Source organism: Pseudomonas sp. R151218B TE3479 (genome assembly GCF_053629195.1).
In genome coordinates this window covers 3013291-3029690 of record NZ_JBRJHV010000001.1, presented here as the reverse complement: position 1 = coordinate 3029690, position 16400 = coordinate 3013291, and the positions used below count along the sequence as shown (strand labels likewise).

The 16400-nt window shown below is 56.5% G+C and carries 12 protein-coding genes; 5 read left to right on the top strand and 7 right to left on the bottom strand.

Annotated features, from left to right (window positions below):
• Positions 1-201 precede the first annotated feature (201 nt).
• The 3 genes from AB7M32_RS13505 to AB7M32_RS13495 all read left to right on the top strand — a co-directional run bounded on the left by AB7M32_RS13505 (position 202) and on the right by AB7M32_RS13495 (position 2984).
• Positions 202-675: a hypothetical protein gene (locus tag AB7M32_RS13505; protein ID WP_454250177.1), complete on the top strand. Its 474-nt coding sequence runs from the start codon at positions 202-204 to the stop codon at positions 673-675.
• A 118-nt stretch (positions 676-793) separates the two neighbouring features.
• Positions 794-1963, top strand: a complete 1170-nt coding sequence (locus AB7M32_RS13500) for a hypothetical protein (RefSeq protein ID WP_454250176.1) — start codon at positions 794-796, stop codon at positions 1961-1963.
• 190 nt (positions 1964-2153) lie between these two features.
• The gene (locus AB7M32_RS13495) at positions 2154-2984 is read left to right on the top strand and encodes a hypothetical protein (protein WP_454250175.1); all 831 of its coding nucleotides are present in this window, start codon (positions 2154-2156) and stop codon (positions 2982-2984) included.
• Positions 2985-3111: 127 nt separating this feature from the next.
• On the opposite strand, the gene AB7M32_RS13490 is transcribed toward AB7M32_RS13495, so the two are convergent.
• The 4 genes from AB7M32_RS13490 to AB7M32_RS13475 all read right to left on the bottom strand — a co-directional run bounded on the left by AB7M32_RS13490 (position 3112) and on the right by AB7M32_RS13475 (position 8051).
• Positions 3112-3510, bottom strand: a complete 399-nt coding sequence (locus AB7M32_RS13490) for a hypothetical protein (RefSeq protein WP_454250174.1) — start codon at positions 3508-3510, stop codon at positions 3112-3114.
• A gap of 515 nt (positions 3511-4025) precedes the next feature.
• Entirely contained in the window at positions 4026-5294 is a 1269-nt protein-coding gene (gene qatC, locus AB7M32_RS13485; protein WP_454250173.1) for a Qat anti-phage system QueC-like protein QatC, read from the bottom strand.
• A complete protein-coding gene (qatB, locus tag AB7M32_RS13480; RefSeq protein WP_454250172.1) occupies positions 5291-5896 on the bottom strand; it encodes a Qat anti-phage system associated protein QatB in 606 nt (201 codons plus the stop codon). Before qatB ends, qatC begins: the two co-directional genes overlap by 4 nt.
• Before the next feature lie 283 nt (positions 5897-6179).
• On the bottom strand, positions 6180-8051 hold the full coding sequence (locus AB7M32_RS13475) for a KAP family P-loop NTPase fold protein (RefSeq protein ID WP_454250171.1): 1872 nt from the start codon (positions 8049-8051) through the stop codon (positions 6180-6182).
• 484 nt (positions 8052-8535) lie between these two features.
• Here AB7M32_RS13475 and AB7M32_RS13470 point away from each other — a divergent pair, with 484 nt between their 5' ends.
• Positions 8536-8880: a YggL family protein gene (locus AB7M32_RS13470; RefSeq protein WP_454250170.1), complete on the top strand. Its 345-nt coding sequence runs from the start codon at positions 8536-8538 to the stop codon at positions 8878-8880.
• A gap of 136 nt (positions 8881-9016) precedes the next feature.
• On the opposite strand, the gene AB7M32_RS13465 is transcribed toward AB7M32_RS13470, so the two are convergent.
• Together AB7M32_RS13465 and AB7M32_RS13460 are read right to left on the bottom strand one after the other, a co-directional pair.
• Positions 9017-10384: a phosphoribosyltransferase-like protein gene (locus tag AB7M32_RS13465; protein WP_454250169.1), complete on the bottom strand. Its 1368-nt coding sequence runs from the start codon at positions 10382-10384 to the stop codon at positions 9017-9019.
• 49 nt (positions 10385-10433) lie between these two features.
• A complete protein-coding gene (locus tag AB7M32_RS13460) occupies positions 10434-11345 on the bottom strand; it encodes a hypothetical protein (protein ID WP_454250168.1) in 912 nt (303 codons plus the stop codon).
• Between the two features lie 887 nt (positions 11346-12232).
• Here AB7M32_RS13460 and dacB point away from each other — a divergent pair.
• On the top strand, positions 12233-13699 hold the full coding sequence (dacB, locus tag AB7M32_RS13455; protein WP_072407908.1) for a D-alanyl-D-alanine carboxypeptidase/D-alanyl-D-alanine endopeptidase: 1467 nt from the start codon (positions 12233-12235) through the stop codon (positions 13697-13699).
• Positions 13700-13883: 184 nt separating this feature from the next.
• On the opposite strand, the gene AB7M32_RS13450 is transcribed toward dacB, so the two are convergent.
• A complete protein-coding gene (locus AB7M32_RS13450) occupies positions 13884-16268 on the bottom strand; it encodes a sensor domain-containing diguanylate cyclase (protein WP_454250167.1) in 2385 nt (794 codons plus the stop codon).
• Positions 16269-16400: the final 132 nt, after the last annotated feature.

The window sequence follows — 16400 nt, the reverse complement described above, 5'->3', positions numbered from 1 at the left end:
TCGGCGGTTAACTCTGACGCTGGCCGTGTAAGCAGATCGCCAAGGTGTGACTCGATCGCCTCAGTTTTGCCCCATTTGTTCAACACCTGACCCGTAGTCCAGCCCCCCTTCACTACCAGTGAAATGCTCTCCCGAGCCATCGCGGGACAAGGTCTCGACAACGAGCCGTCTAAGAATCAACGCAATCTTTTAGGAACTGCCATGAATGACAGAGAATTTATTTATCGACATCAGACCGCCGCTCCGTGGAGCAAAACTGATGGCGCCTCTTTACGCTTGCCCGTGGTAGATGACGCGGAGGCGTTGGCAGTATCGTTCGTATACTGGCCTAAGGGCCGATCCGATGGATCTGCGCATGATCCAGGTGGTTTGATTTTCGAAATCTGTGAGTGGTGCAAGGCCTTATCCCCTGACGGCGAGAAGCAATGGGATGTGAAATTCAGAAAAGCGATCGAGGTCTCTGGATCCGTCAGTGGTTTGTTCAAATACAATGAGAACGTAGGTTTAGCTCGCGGAGTGAGAGAGCTATTCAGCAGGGGGACTCCCATTGAGGTCGAAGGCTTTGTAGCAGAGACGAAGGGCGAGCCTTACCTAGCGATCAAAGGGGCCAAAGACGCCATGGCCCGGTTTTATGGCGTAGATTCTACTGCCATCACAGTCACCCTCCAGGAATAGCCAATACTTGGCCTAGGCTCCCGCCTGGGCCGTAACGAGCGTTACGGAAGGGGAACCGTCGAGGTGCATTCGCTTCTACAATCGCAGCAAGTAATCAACACAGAGGCGGTAAAGCGTTATGGCACGCAGATGGTTGAAGCAGGAACGCCGGACGAAAGAAGAGCTCTTCGACGCCTTGGTACGAAACGCCCTGGGCTTCGTGAATAGCTCTATCGACCATCTCCAAACCAAACCCAAGAATGCCATCGTCGATCTGTACACGGCGGTCGAGTTGTTCCTGAAAGCCCGGCTAATGAAAGAGCATTGGACGCTCATGCTTTCAAAGCCCGAGACCGGCGATCTTCAGAATCTCGCCGTAGGTGATTTTCTCTCCGTCTATCTCGATGACGCGCTTAACCGAATCCCATCCATTCTTGGCGAGAGAATCGACAAGAACGCCTCGGACAATTTCAAGGCCCTAGGCGAGCACCGTAATCAGATCGTCCATTTCGCTCATTCAGGTATGGATAATCCGAGTAAGACACAGGCCGGGGTGATTGCCGAAGCATGGGCATCTTGGCACTACCTGCATGCGCTCCTGACCGGGCTATGGGAAGGCGTGTTTCAACCCTATGCAGTAGAGCTACAAGTGCTCAACCAGCGCATGATGCGCCAGGGCGAATTCATCAAAACCCGATTCGAAATCCTGAAGCCTCAAATCGAAATCCAAGAGAAGAAAGGCAAAAAAATCGTCCCCTGCGGCCATTGCCACATGCCCGCCGCTATTGTTGGCGAGACCCACTCATGGGGTACTGACTACACCTGCATGGTGTGTGGCGTCGATGACACCGTTGTGGAAGAGTGCAACGCAGAGCTGCCCTGCCCCGCCTGCAACGCTCCATTTAAATTCTTCCAAAAGGGTTTAAACGCTTGTCCAAACTGCGGCCACGGCATCACCATCGACGTCCTGACCAACCTCTGCGCCAAGCATTATCCTCAGGGAGATGAGTGGTGTGAGGAAGGACAGGAGCATATCGCGTCCTGCCACGAGTGCGAGCACCCTGAGCCTTCAGTATTCTTTATCGACGGGATGTGGAGCTGTGTATCGTGCTTCGACCGGGGCTGGGGTGCTGTCACGTGTGAGCGATGCGGTGAATTCGTCACTGGGGATATGGAGAGAATCAAATACTTTGCCTGCCACAAATGTGAGCCCCTGGTAAGGGAGCAGATGCTGCGCATGGTTGAGACTAATGAGAGCGGTAGTCGGGCTGAGGGTAGCGAGGAGCCTGCGCCAATAGCTCAAGAATGATGGGAATGGTATCTACGCCTCATGACGGCGGAAGACTCAGCCATTCAGGATGAGATGGCTGATGCATCTGAGACAAACGACCAGAATCGCCTACGTCCGTGATCCAAAAACCGTGTTGATGGCCTGTATGTGATAACCACCCGAACCATTGCGGCTGCTCCACAAGCGATTGCGTAACTCAGGTCTCCCCATGACAGAAATTTACACCTTGGATCAGAATTACTTCCGCTCGGAGGAGCTGAAGCAATTAATTGAAGACAGGCCCAAGGCCAAGTTTCTAATTCCGGACGCTGCACTCCTCGAAATGTGCAAAGGCCCCCAATGGCGCGAAACCATGCGCGGATCACTGGCCACCCTGTCGTCTATCCCCGGTCGCGTGTCGGTTTCGCTTTCTGTCGGCGTCGCGTTTCAAATGGAGTGCGCCGAGCTGAAAAGCATGGAAGGACGCTTGGTCGACAAAGCTTTCACCAAGGTCGTTCGAAGGGCGATGAACGATTTGAAAGCAGGATCTGATTCACCTGCCGGGCTAGGCCTCATCGCTGCACATATCGAGGAAATTCAGCCAGATATTGAAAAGCACGAGCTAAATCATGTCAAAAACCAAGAAAAGTTCTTGAAAAGAGACGGCCTGCTGAAAACTGTTCTGGGGCCGACCGCATCCAAAGAACTACGGCAAACCCCACCGGATGAGCATCGGCTTGGGGCCATTTATTCAATGGCCTTTGAGTGTGTGACAGTATTTCTCAGGAAAAAAGGATTTTCGGACGTCCGCATCAAAGGGTTTCTGAAAACTAAGCCACTGGTTCTGAGGTATTTCATATCTTGCTTTTGGCACAATATGGAATGGGTCAGCAAGGGTGGGATCGACAGTCGCCCCGCCGCTCGCATAACAAACGACTTGATTGATCAGGATTATGTAATTACAGCTTCATTCTTTGGTAAGCTCTTGACCAAAGACACCCCGGTCGCAAGAGCCTATTCGGAAATGAAACAGCTCCTAGCCATACAGGGAGCCATCTGATCATAGCAGTATCTCAATTCAGAATTGAGTTAGCATCGAACTTCACTATCTCGCCGACACTAACCATTCAGAATCTGGAAAATTCAAAATCAGCCGCTAAGTTGATATTTTGAAAATGCTACTTAACTCAGCTGCGCTCAGGCTTCGCTTGATTGAACCAAGACTCAAAGCTTCGGTGCCCAAATTTTTCCCTCCATGCAGCAGCATTTGAGCTGGCAGGTCGCAAACCAGATTCAGGTGCTGTGCTCGCAGCAGCCTGCTTAGCAGGGGTTGGAGCCGGGGATTCGCTTTTCAAATTCCCCACATCAGCTAGCTCCTTTCGAATTGCGCGGGGCGCATCGGGACGGCCCAGTAAAATCTCCAACAAGCGCTCCCTAGGAACGCCAGATTCGTCCAAAAGCTCGTTCAATTTCCTTTCGAATTCCAACGCCCGAACGAGCTCTCCATCCTGAAGCATATGCTCTTTCTGTTTTTCCAGCGTATGCACTAACTCAGTCAGACAAGCGAACTCTTGAAGACAGCCCATATCAGCCCTCTATTCAATTAACAGATGGGTTAACTCTACCGCTATCCCACAAAAAAATGTGAGGTACTCACCATTTTTGTGAGCCGGCCAACATTCCGTCGATGGCGTTAGATTGAAGGGGCGCGGATTATGTTGAACCCGGAGTTCGCAGCAACAATATAAGGCTAAAACGAACTTTCAATGGAAGCAGAGTCGCCCTGATAAAAACCTTCAACTAAGGATCGTAAAATCGATGGTGAGGCTGGATTACTGAGTCATCGAAAGGTTGATCAGGAAGGCAAAGTCACCAGACTTTATGGATGACATGGGCTGATCGCGACCGTCAATTCAGAATTGGCCAGATAAGACCTCGATCAAGGCCCCTCGACTCACGGCGTGGCTTCCCAATTCTGAATGCCACAGATCTGCGAAAAGAGCCTGGATTGGCCTAGCTCGGCCCATGCCTATAACCACACATAGACTATGGCTATGCACCAGGCCACGCCGCGTAGCCATTCGACGCACGCACCCCACGACTAGATCAGCCGATAGTCACGATGCAAAACGCCCAGCTCATCAAGCCCTCGCGCAAGCATCTGACTGTACCCTTGGCGATCATGGATGAAGGAGGATGAAAGACTGTGCCCTAGCCACTGCTCAAACCCATTTTCGGCGACGTTTGCCAGCGCCATTCCAACCGACCGCACGTCTTCAAATCGCCCATGTTGCAGGTCATCTTTGCTCAGGTTGTCGTAGACGTACCAAGTATCATCATCGAGCGCCGACCAACGCTTAAACGAGGCGCGTCTCACCTGGCAAGGCACGCATCGGCCACAGTGCTTGTAGCCGAACCGCTGGAAACGCCCGCAACTTGTGGATGCCACAGCATGCTGCTTGAGCAAATCCTGGTTTTTGCATCCCACCATCATTTCCCCTTTCGTAACCAAGGCATAGGGGTTACGAATCTGAACGTTGATGCCTGCAGCATCAAAGATCTGCTGAAGACGCCCAAGGTACTCAGGATGTGCGGTGCGCGTGCTGAGGCTTCCCAATCGGGACATAGTCAGTGGTGGATTGATAGCGATGAATCCGTTCTCGCAGATATAAAGCGGTACAGTCTCGCCGAGATGGTAGCGATCAAGCGATGTCGCCACCGCTAGGCCGAATGCTAAGAATACGATCGAGCGAGCACGCTGAGACGGCTCCTGCTCCCCCGGAGACTTGGCGACATGGTTTAAACCGATTCGGCTCAGTCCAAGGCTCTTGGCGAAGAGATTCTGCTTTTCGCCATCACCTCGGACAATCTGACTCACTGCGTAGGGCTTTACCCCCTGCTCGACCAGATCAATAGCACCAATCAAGCTGTCCAGGCCACCCGAGAGCAGCACAACGGAGTCTTCGATAGGGTGCAATGCCTCCATCTGTGCCGGCGGCCCATAACCACCAGGATGAAATGCCAGCGTCCACTGATCCGTTGTGAGGAACCGCAAAGCCGCCTCCAAGGCACGCGCTTGCGTATTCCAAAACACCGAATCCTTCACAGCAATTTCAAGGCTGATCTGGCGAGTCCAGGCATCAGCACTTTTTGCTCTCAAAGCAGTGAAATCCGCAGCTACCACCGAAAGGGCGATGTTCAGGAAGTCCCAGGCTTGAGGGCTGATCTCCAAATGGGCCTTGTCCAGCAGTTCCCTGGCGTAGCCACCAACGCTGACTTGCCCATCCTCAGCTTTGCCGTAGATCACCACTTGCATGGCGTCTTCCACACCCGGCACTTTGAAACCAGCTGGGCCGCACACGAATCTCATTCTACGTACCCCTCGAAGACTTCAAAGGTGTCTTTCAACGCCTGTGCGACAACCTGAGAAATTTTCCCTGTGGTCAGGGGCCTTCTGGCGGTTGCGATCTTGCGGAACGACGCGCTCACGCATTCTTTGATGTAATCCTTAATTTCCTTTAAACGACGCATGGCCACAGTCGCCGACGGAGCTTTCTCCTGAACAGTTTTTCCCAGATCCAGCTCATACCGGTGAAACACGTCCATGGCGGTAAAGCGCTCGATAGCAAACGCCCGCTGCTCGACCGACAGGTTAAGCAAGTCGGCGTCCGGGTAACGCAGCAGAACGTCAGACAGCGAACCGCGAATCGATGCACGCTCGGCTTCCGCATCCTGGGAGCCATCAACAGGGCGCACCGCTTCGACCAGTGCATCCATGACCTCAGAGGCCGAACGGCCCTGCAACAGCGCGCGATCAAGCACACCTGGGCCGGCTTGCGGGTTACCTTCAGCAACCGCCTCAAGGGCGCTGCCGAAGACCCCTGCGATCGACGCAGTGCCCCCAAAGCGAGCAGTGGTTGTTTTGGCCCCGCCGTACCCATGCCGGACATATTCCCGCAGACTCTTGCGCAAGCTGTCGCGATTACCACTGCTCGCATAGTCACCAAGCCCCCGCCGCGCGCCCGCAAATCGTCCAGGAGGCGCTAGCGGCGACGGTGCTTGAGGCGCCTGGCTCGGGTCATCAGCTTGGTCACCGTCCTCAGGCCTGTCTTTGTCTGGCTCGGATGGCCCGTCGTCATTCGGATCCGGCTCAGGCGGTTCAGGCGGTGTTGGAGGCACAGGCGGCGCAGGCGGCATCGGCGGCAGCGGAGGAGTCCAAGGGGGAACGAACGGTCGGTTTTTACCAGGCCCGTCATTATTTTGCGAAGTGCCCATCGAATCTCCTTATCGCAGCCTTCACAGGCCCGCTCACTTCAGCGGTCATCCAGAATTCGTACACTGACCTAGCCCATGGCTCGTCGGTCAGTTTCGGCACAATGGCCGCCTGAATTTGTGCAGGCGGGCGATCTTTGAGAAACGCAGCCAGTCGAAGCCCTTGCTGAGGGTCAAGGCGCCCAACCACGAGTAAGGCCTCCAAGATGTCCGGCACGCCCCACTCTTGCTCAGCACCCGCTTTATCCAGCAAACGATCCATCACCACGTTGATATCTACGGGCGCAATGAGAGCCAGCCGATCTTTCAACTGCCCGGCCATGTCAGGGGTAGCGAGCAGTGCAGTGAGCAGCTCGGCGGCCTCGGAAGACAGCCGGTCTTCGTCCGTGATAATCGGGGCGTGTTCACGACTGACGTAGATGGCTCCCCGCAAATCCTTGTCCGCCAACGCCGGTGGCAGAGCCAGCCATTCCTTTACGAAAGGCAGATCCCAGGGCTGCTGAAGCGTCAGGGCTTTGCCTACCTTCACATCCGCTTCCCAATCGCCAAGCATGGTCGGCTTACCATCCTTATGGGCAGCCACGGCCTTCATCAACTCTTCATATGCCTTGGGGTTGCCGCTACGCTCAAAGAGCATCAGCTTGACCAGCACCGCTTCGTCAACACCCACCCCGTGGGCACGAGAAATGCTCATCCGGATAGACAAGGCGTTCAGGAAACGCTTGATGAGTCGCGGGTTTCCCTGGATACCTGAGGCGGATGTCATGACTGCAGCCAGGCGCTCAGCGGTGTCGAACTTGCCGATGAGATCTGTGGGGAAGCTATCGTACAAACTCTGCATGAACGCGCGATCCACTCGGTTGCCCTGCCATGTCGACCGAAGCTGCCCGCGTACCTTGATCCGGATGTCTTCGATCACATCTTTCTCCAGCTTACTGTTCTCCAGGAACAGCATCATCATGTACGCCCTGACTTCCTGGGTACCCAGCGGAGGCACACGAATCGGCACTTGGATCAGTTTGTCGAAGTAGCTGGTCACCAAGACATCGTCAGGCACGCCGCTAAAGTGCTTTCGCACCGCGTGCTTGATCATCTCGTTGTCCGCAGCGATCACGAACGCCGTGTTGCGCAGGAACAAGAAGAGCCGAATGGCTTCCAGCGTGGAGATGGTGGTCTCGGGCAGGCAGCGATCTAGGTCGTCGATTAAGACGACCAGCGTGACTCCAAGCTCCTCCAGGATGGCCTCGAAGTTATCCCTGAGTGCCTGGATTTCCTTGGGCGGAGACTTTTTGGCAGGTGCGCTATTCCATAGCTTACCGGCCTCGTCTTTAGCTTTTTCGGCGGTGTCGTGCAGCGCCTCGATCGCGTCCTGATCGACCTGGCCATTTCGAACTCGGTCGATAAGCCCAATGACCTCGCTCAGCAAGCCGGGAGCAGGTACGCCCGTCGCAAAGGACATTGCTGTGCTGCCAGCAAGCTTCGCTGCCCGAAGCCAGTTTACTCGTGAGAGAAGCTCCGTGGCCTTATCCAGGCCTTTCGCGCGTTTCTTGGCCTCAGCCTCCAGCCGCGTGGCAATCACATCCATCAGGGCAGCGCGGGCGTCATCGTAACCTTGATAGAGCCAGGCGTTGAACTCGACGAACACAAAGTCCTTCTTTGGCTTCTCCTCGCCTTGGGGAGGATCTTTCAGCGACGCCTGGATCAGCTTGATCATGGACGACTTGCCCGCGCCCCACGCTCCAGATACGCCGATGGAGATCGGACGGCCATTAGCTTGGTAAACGATCTCGGCAACCGTGTCAGCCACCCCAGAGAAATTGAGGAAGTCTGTTTCCGTCTCGTTATCTACCCACATGACAACCCTCCTTGGACGTCTTCAGCGTGAAAGCTTTCCGAGTGAAAGTTGTCAGCGTGAAGCAATGGCAACAACGCGTCATAGTAGCCTTTGCACTGGGCCAGTGGCCACCACCTACAAGTGCACTTGGATGAGAAATATTTCGTTACGTGGAGGTTAGTCAGGAAAGGGGCGCGCCATGCTAGATCCCCAAGTCACCAGCAAAGTACATGTCCCGAAGATAGTCAGGTAGCTTCTGATTCAGAGCGAGCCGAAAACCAGCCCGGGTAAGCTCATGCCAATTCTGGTTTTGGATGGCCAAGGTTCCAGCAAGCTCGGATATCCAGGCAAACTCGCTCAGGTGCTACCCCCCCGACAGCCATCGTCGGTTAGATCAGATCGAGGGTTAGACCTAGGCCCTGCTGGGGAGGTCAATCAGACGGTCACGCAATTGGTGGTGTTAGCTGATAGACTGCGCGTCGTAATTACTTAGAGGATTTTTTTGATGGCCACTAACCGCTCCCGTCGTCTTCGCAAAAAGCTTTGTGTGGACGAGTTTCAGGAATTGGGCTTTGAGCTGAACCTGGAATTTAAGGAAGACCTGGATGATGAGGCAGTCGATGCATTCCTCGATGCCTTCCTGAGCGAAGCGATGGATGCCAATGGCTTGGACTACGTCGGCGGCGACGATTTCGGCCTGGTTTGCAAGGCAGAACGTGGCTCGGTTACCGAAGAGCAACGCGCAACCGTCGAAGCATGGCTCAAAGGCCGTAGCGAAGTGACCAAGGTTGAAGTCAGCCCTCTGCTCGACGCCTGGTACCCCGAGAAGCCGGTCAACGCTGCAAAGTGATCGCGCTTAGCTGCAGTGAATAACTGCTAGCTTGTGAAAAGACCACCCCATCGGGGTGGTTTTTTTTGGGCTACCGTGCGGCGCGGGACAGCAAGCATCCGGCCTGATTACAGTTTGCTTGAAGCTGATGACCGCGCTACCTGGCAGCTTCGGCGATGCGCCTCGCGTCCCAGAAAAGTGGCTTCCAATCCACTGTAGTACCGTCAATGGTCACCTCGCCTTTCAACCACATCAGCGGTATCACCGGCTTCGGAATACTTGACGCGAAAACGATGGTCGAGCCAAATTTCATCGCTCCTAGCTTCCACCGATCAACATCTTCTTGTGATACTGATGCCAAGTCGATTTCTGGAAAGTCCGCAGCGTTTCCTTCCTGCATCGCTTGAGCCTGGCGCTTTTCTCGTGCCTTCCGAGCCAGATACGGCCTTACGAGCTGCTCTCCTATGTCAGAGCACACCTTTCTAGCATCGTCGCACTCCTCCCCCCAAACCCCAGCTACACCAAACACATATGGCTCAATATTGGCGTCAATGGCCGCGCGGACGGCTGCGTCACCTTTGTCGATCAGGTCAGGAAACTGAAGATCGATCCCCGCCGGCACAAATGAAAAGTGATAACCGGGTGCGGCAGGCTGAATGTCGAACAGGCGATGATCAAGCTTGCTGCTAGCATGCCGTGCGGCAGCGAGGCCTGCATCACAGGTCACGCAGTATCTGAATACAATTTTCGTTTTGGACTGGGCTAGCGCCTCAATTTCGGACAGCGCCTTCAAACGCTTTACGATCTCGACCCCACTCCACAAACCGTCCTCATACACGTAGAGGACATCCGCTTTCAGATCCTGAAAGTAGGATAAATCAGCAACATCCAGAGCCGTAACAGCCCCTTCGGGCAGCATGTGCTCAAGAATGTTTTTCACCGCGATACAGCTTGAGCCCGGTTCATTGTCATGAAAATAGGCGTGAGCGATCGTGTAACCGATACCTTCAGCATCAGAAAGCTTGAAGGCTGTACGCAACTCAGCATCCGTTATCACGCGCAGGGCCTTCAACAGGCTCCGGCCCGTACCGGGGTGGCCAAGCTTGCCAAACTGAGTCACCCACTCCTTGGGTGTGAGGTGACCCAGGGAGCTTTTCGCCCACTCCTCTTCAGCACGTCTTTCCCAGTGAATTCCGAAGTCCATCAGCGATTTCTTGATCTCACGGCTCAGCGCCTCAGCGGACGGGCGTACGGTGAAATCTATGCCCTCCTCCTGGAGAACCTCCTGATCCAACAATCCCTTTTGAAAGTAAACCTTCCGGAAATCGGATTCGGAGTGATCATCAATTACATACTCGGTGAGGTCATCCAGGGAAAATTGCTTAGCTACAACCTTGAACCTAACTTGTTCTTCCCAGCCAAGCCCACACATAAGCGCTATCTTCCGCTTCAAGCTGGCAGCATCTGCTTCACGCACCACGACGAGGATGCACGGGCGGTGGTTAGCCCTCAGGTATCCTTGCACGACTACTCCATGATATCAGTTCAGAATCCGCCCAGAGCCGAGCCCGCAGTCACTTCTTACCGAGTATCCCTAGGGCATCAGCTACTGCGCCCACCGGCAACCTCAGTTCGCGCAGCTCAGCGATTGAAAGGTTCATCACCGCCCGTACCACCAAGTCACGAAGGTCAGCGTCTTTATTGGCAGCACATGACGCTGAGACCAGCACTTCCGCGCATCCGATGGCATTTCTGCTTTCGAATGTATTACCCGCCGTTTTGGGGGGCGTCTTGGGCAGACGGGCACTGCGCGAGCGGTTCATGAAGTCTGTAAGACTCTTGCGGTCATGCTCATTAACATCAGCAGCTTCTAACCTTTGGTTGAACAACTGCAGGAGACGGTCAATACGGAAGTCTATCCATCTCCGGTAGGCGGGCCTGTCGCGCTCGCGAAGGCTGGCAGTCCAGTGTGCATAAGGCAGTTGGGTATCAGGAAGAGCACTACCCAAGGCAGCTTGCTCGGCCTGCACAAATCCATTCATTATCCCGCTCAGTTCATCTTGAGTGACGCTGGGAATAAGGACAACTTCCGTCTGACCCGCATCAACGTTGCTGTCAGCGCCAAAAAGCATCAAGGATTTACTGGCTGTAATTAGTCCGACTTGGTATTTAGATTGAGGCCGGACAAAAGCCTTCCAAAGGGCATAATCAGGCTCAACACCGGTATCGGCAGTCGGGGCGCCAATGTTGTAGACCGAATCTTTGCCCTGAGCATGCGATCGGAAGAGAACCCCTTCGAAGTACTTTTCGATGAACCGTGAAAACGTAGCTTTAGTCGGAAGCCCCAAAGCTTTTATGTCTAATTCAGGTGTGGCTTTACGAACCATTTCACCGAAGACTGCTCCAGTGATCTTTTTATCACTACGACTTTCGAGCGAGGCCTTGAGCAGATTGATTGCGGCGTCAATTTCTTCTGTTGACTGCATTCTTCGTCCTTGCAAAATTAGAAAGGCTCGCCGATGGGCGAGCCTTATTTTTTTCCTACCATCTTTAGCTTTAGCTTTAGCTTTAGCTTAGCCAAATTAGTAAGTTAAATCCGTAATAGACAATAGACCAGTAATAGGAGTCAATCCCTATACCGCGCTACCATGTCAGCAGAAGGCCCGAATGGTCATCCGGTGCTATGTTCCCTCTGAAGTCTCGGGACGAAATATGATCCATGTTTCATGATTTCTACCGAGACCGCACCGCCATCCGCACTATACCTCATCCATTCGCTACCGGACAAATCCCTGCACATTGCGACCCGAGCTTTAGCTAGCCGGATCTCTGTTGGGGTTGGCTTGTGAGACTGGGCGCTCTCCGGCAGGCGCGAAGGGCAACGCCAGGCTTCGCATGCAACGCTGATGGCAGGGATGTCAGGAACCGCGCTTTCCTCCGCACGGCCACCCCAGGTCACTTGGGTACACAGGCGAACTACGTATTAATTGCTGAGCTTACGGGGCTGGAGGGCGTAGAGGGCGTACTAGGGAAGGGGTGGGGATTTTTGACAACCAACCGACTATTTTTTGCTAATTAGCAAAACTTGAAATTCATCCACGCACAGTTTTTTGCGCAGACGCTGGGAACGGTTAGTCGCCATTGGAACAATCCTCATAAGTAATAACGGCCGGCACTTTACCAGTTTGATGCGTCGATTGCCCGACTGATCGGGCGTATCGGCCTACCGTCGGTAAAAAATAGCAGCCGAAGGGCTCAGGCACGGCCCAAGCCGTTGCGGCTTGGGGCATAATGCCGACACTTTCATGACCGTTGAGGACGTTCATTTTCATGTCCTCGTTTTTTCCCCCTCGCCCGTAGGGTTCTATTTCAAATGATCAAATCTTTGCGCCCACTGCTTCTGGCCAGCCTTCTTCTTCCCCTGGCCCTCCCTGTCACCGCCCACGCCGCCACGATCAACACTGCCCTGTCGCCGAACGTGCAAAAGGCCCTCAAGGCCAGCAAACTGCAGAACGACGCCCTGTCCCTGGTAATGGTGCCGCTCAACGGCCCCGGCACCCCGACGCTGTACAACGCCGACGTTTCGGTCAACCCCGCTTCCACCATGAAACTGGTGACCACCTACGCGGCCCTGGAAATGCTCGGCCCCAATCACCAGTGGAAAACCGAGTTCTACACCGACGGCACCCTCAGCGGCGGGATTCTCAACGGCAACCTGTACCTCAAGGGCGGCGGCGATCCCAAGCTGAACATGGAAAAACTCTGGCTGCTGATGCGCGACCTGCGGGCCAACGGCGTACAGCAGATCACCGGCGACCTGGTACTGGACCGCAGTTTCTTCATCCAGCCGCAACTGCCCGAGTTCAACGACGACGGCAACGACGAAAACAAGCCGTTCCTGGTCAAGCCCGACTCGCTGCTGGTCAACCTCAAGGCCCTGCGCTTTGTCGCCCGCAATGACGGCGGCCGGGTGCTGGTGTCGGTGGAACCGCCGATTGCCAGCATTCGCATCGAAAACCAGGTCAAGGCGGTCAATTCCAAGCAATGCGCCGGCGGCGTGCGCTACAACCCGGTCCCACAGGCAGACGGCAGCGTGACGGTGACCGTCGGCGGCCAGCTCGGTGACGGTTGCAGCTCCCAGACCTACCTGTCGCTGCTGGACCATGCCACCTACACCGCTGGCGCGGTACGGGCGATCTGGAAGGAGCTGGGCGGCAGCATCCAGGGCAAGGACCGCCTGGCCGCGACCCCGAGCAACGCCAAGGTGCTGGCCCGGGCGTTCTCCCCGGACCTGGCGGAGATCATCCGCGACATCAACAAATACAGTAACAACACCATGGCCCAGCAGCTGTTCCTGAGCCTCGGCGCGCAGTTCCGTAACGAAGCCGATGGTGATGATGCCAAGGCGGCGCAACGGGTGGTACGCCAGTGGCTGGCCAAGAAAGGCATCACCGCGCCGCACCTGGTGATGGAGAACGGCTCCGGCCTGTCCCGCGCCGAACGGGTCAGCGCCCGGGAAATGGCGGCGATGCTGCAAGCTGCCTGGCGCAGCCCGTATTCGGCGGAGTTCATCAGTTCGATGCCGATTGCCGGCACCGACGGCACCATGCGCAAACGTCTGAAAACCACCGCCATGGCCGGCGAGGCCCACGTCAAGACCGGAACCCTGAACACCGTCCGCGCCATCGCCGGCTACAGCCGCGACATCAATGGCAACACCTGGGCGGTGGTAGCGATCCTCAACGATCCGAAGCCATGGGGCGCTTCGTCAGTGCTGGACCAGGTGCTGCTGGACCTGTACCGCCAGCCGAAACTGCCGCAGACGGCTTCGGTGCTCTGACCCAGCGCAAAAACCAATGTGGGAGCGAGCTTGCTCGCGATTCGGTCGGCCAGTCGATAGGGATGTGACTGACCTGCCGCTATCGCGAGCAAGCTCGCTCCCACAGGGGATTTGTGTCCACTGAAGGTCAAGTGTGAGAGCAAGCCAGCTCCCACATTTTGCCCGATACACCCCGCCAAAACGGCTAACCCAGCTGCGTCTCGACCCGATCCCGCCCGGCCTGCTTGGCCGCGTACACACCCGAGTCGGCCCTGAGCAGCAACGCATCGGCGCCCTCCCCGGCGCGCCAGGTGGCGATGCCGAAACTGGCGGTGACCACTCCCACATCCTCGATCGGCGCAGCTCGCAAGCCTCCCCACAGTTCCAGGGCCAGGGAATAGGCGCTGTCGCTGTCAGTGTCCGGGCACAGCACCACGAACTCTTCCCCGCCCAACCGGCAGAACACATCGGTGCGGCGCAACCGTTGGGCGATGCGCTGGCAGACCGCCTGCAACACCCGGTCGCCCATCGCATGGCCATGTTGGTCATTGATGCGCTTGAAGTGGTCGATGTCGAGCATGATGACCGCCAGCCCACCGGAACCGCGCTCGACCCGGGCCATCTCCGAGGTCAGGCGCTCCTGGAAATAACGGCGATTGCGAATGCCAGTCAGGGCGTCGGTCACGGACAAGGCCCGCAGCTCTTCTTCCACGCGCTTGAGGTCGGAAATATCCGAGATATAGCCGTGCCACAACACCCCGCCGCCAGGCAGCTCCTCGGGCGTGGCCTCGCCGCGCACCCAACGCAGGCCGCGCAAAGGCAATTGCACCCGGTACTCTTCACGCCATGGGCTCAAGGTGTGGGCCGAAGCACGGATCGAAGCGCGGACGCGCGTACTGTCCAAGGGGTGAATACGTGAGAAAATCGCCTCGGCGTTCTGCACCAGTACATCGGGTTCCAACTCATAGATGTCGCGGATGCCGTCGCTGGCATAGATCACGCTGAAGCGACCATTGAAGTCCATCTTGAACTGGTAGATCCCCCCGGGCACATGAGCGCTGAGCTTTTTCAACAACAGGTCACGGGCCGCCAGCGCCTCGTGGACGCGTTTGCGTTCGGTGACGTCGATACAGATTGCCAGGTGCCCGACCCACAGCCCCTGCTCATCGAGCATGGGTGTGGCGAGCATGTTCACGGTCAGGTGGCTGCCATCGCGGCGTACCAGGGTCCATTCCCGCGCCTGTTGCCCACCCTGTTCACCGCCCTCGAGCAGCATCGCATGGCAGGTGGGAATCGGTTTGCCAAAACGCGCGCCGAGCTGGGCGGCCCGGGCCTGGAGCTCCCGCGGCACATGCAGGCTTTCCAGGGTCATGCTTTGCAGCACCTCGCAACTCGGGTAGCCGAGCATCTGTTCGGCGCCGACGTTGAAGGTGGTGATGACCCCGCGCAGGTCAGTGGCGATGATCGCCACCTGGGTCGCGGCGTCCAGCACGCCGCGCAATTGGCCATGAGTACCGCGCAACTCCTGCTCCCGGGCGCGCAATTCACGGGTACGTTGCTCGACCAGCTTCAAGGCCCGCTGCCGTTGGCTGACCAGCACATAGAGCAAGGCGCTGAGCAGCAGGCTGAGCAGCCCGCCGAGTACCACCGTGCCCATGACCGAAGAGCGATTGGTGGACAGGAACATCTGGCTGGGCCGCAACTCCACCCGGTAGTCGCGATCGGCCAGGCGTAACAGGCGGGTCGCCGACAAATCACTGTCACCCGGCGCGTCGAGGGAATCGAACAGCACTTCCCCCCGGTCGTCCGTGGACTGGTCCAGAACACGCATCGAAAGATTGTCATGACCTGCGGCCGGCAAGCCATCGCCCACCAGCTGACGCATGTTGATACCCGCCACCACGTACCCGAACGGTTCCTTGGCCGACGCTCGGGTGACCGGCGCCACCAGCAACACGCCCCGGGCGAAGTCCGGTCCGACACCCATCAGGTCCAACGGCTGCGAGACCACCACCGTACCAAGCAAACGTGCGCGCTCAAGCGCGGCTCGACGCAATGGATGGGAAAGCAGATCGAACCCCAGGGGGGACATTGAGAGCGGCTGGCTCTGGAGGTACAACACCGGCACATACTCGTCCCGCTCGGCGGCACGCCGCAGGCCGCCGCTATCGTCGACCTCGCGGATGGCAAAGGCGTCGTCCCCCCGACCTCGCGTCTCTTGTTCGAAGGATTGTCGCAGGTGCCCAGCTATCCGTGGCGCCCAGGCGAAGGCCAGGGTGCGCCGCAACAGCGGTTCGACGTAGCCGTGAAATTCCGCGTTGGAAACCCCTGCCGAATTGACAAAGAACCGCCGCAAGCCATCGAGACGTTCTTCCTCGTCCTGGAATCGTTCTTCGATACGGCTGAAGCGCTCCTCGGCTTGCAACTCGAAGCGCTGGCGCAATTGCTGATCGAACAGGTTCGTCATCGCCCAGCTCAGCAAGCCGGTCAGGAAGGCGCCAGCCAGCAGCACCAGCAAAGCCACCAGCCAGGCCGACACATCTTCGCTGATAAAGCCCAGGATCCTGGGGCGCACCTGATGCAAAGCCATAAACGCAACTCAGAATGGAGCCAGGCATAGGTACAGCCCTGGACACAGCCTAAGTTATAGCTATTAGCCATCACTTTAGCCAGTCCCAAATGCGGCTGGAAGCCTTGAAGTACAAGGCTTCATGGATCCAAT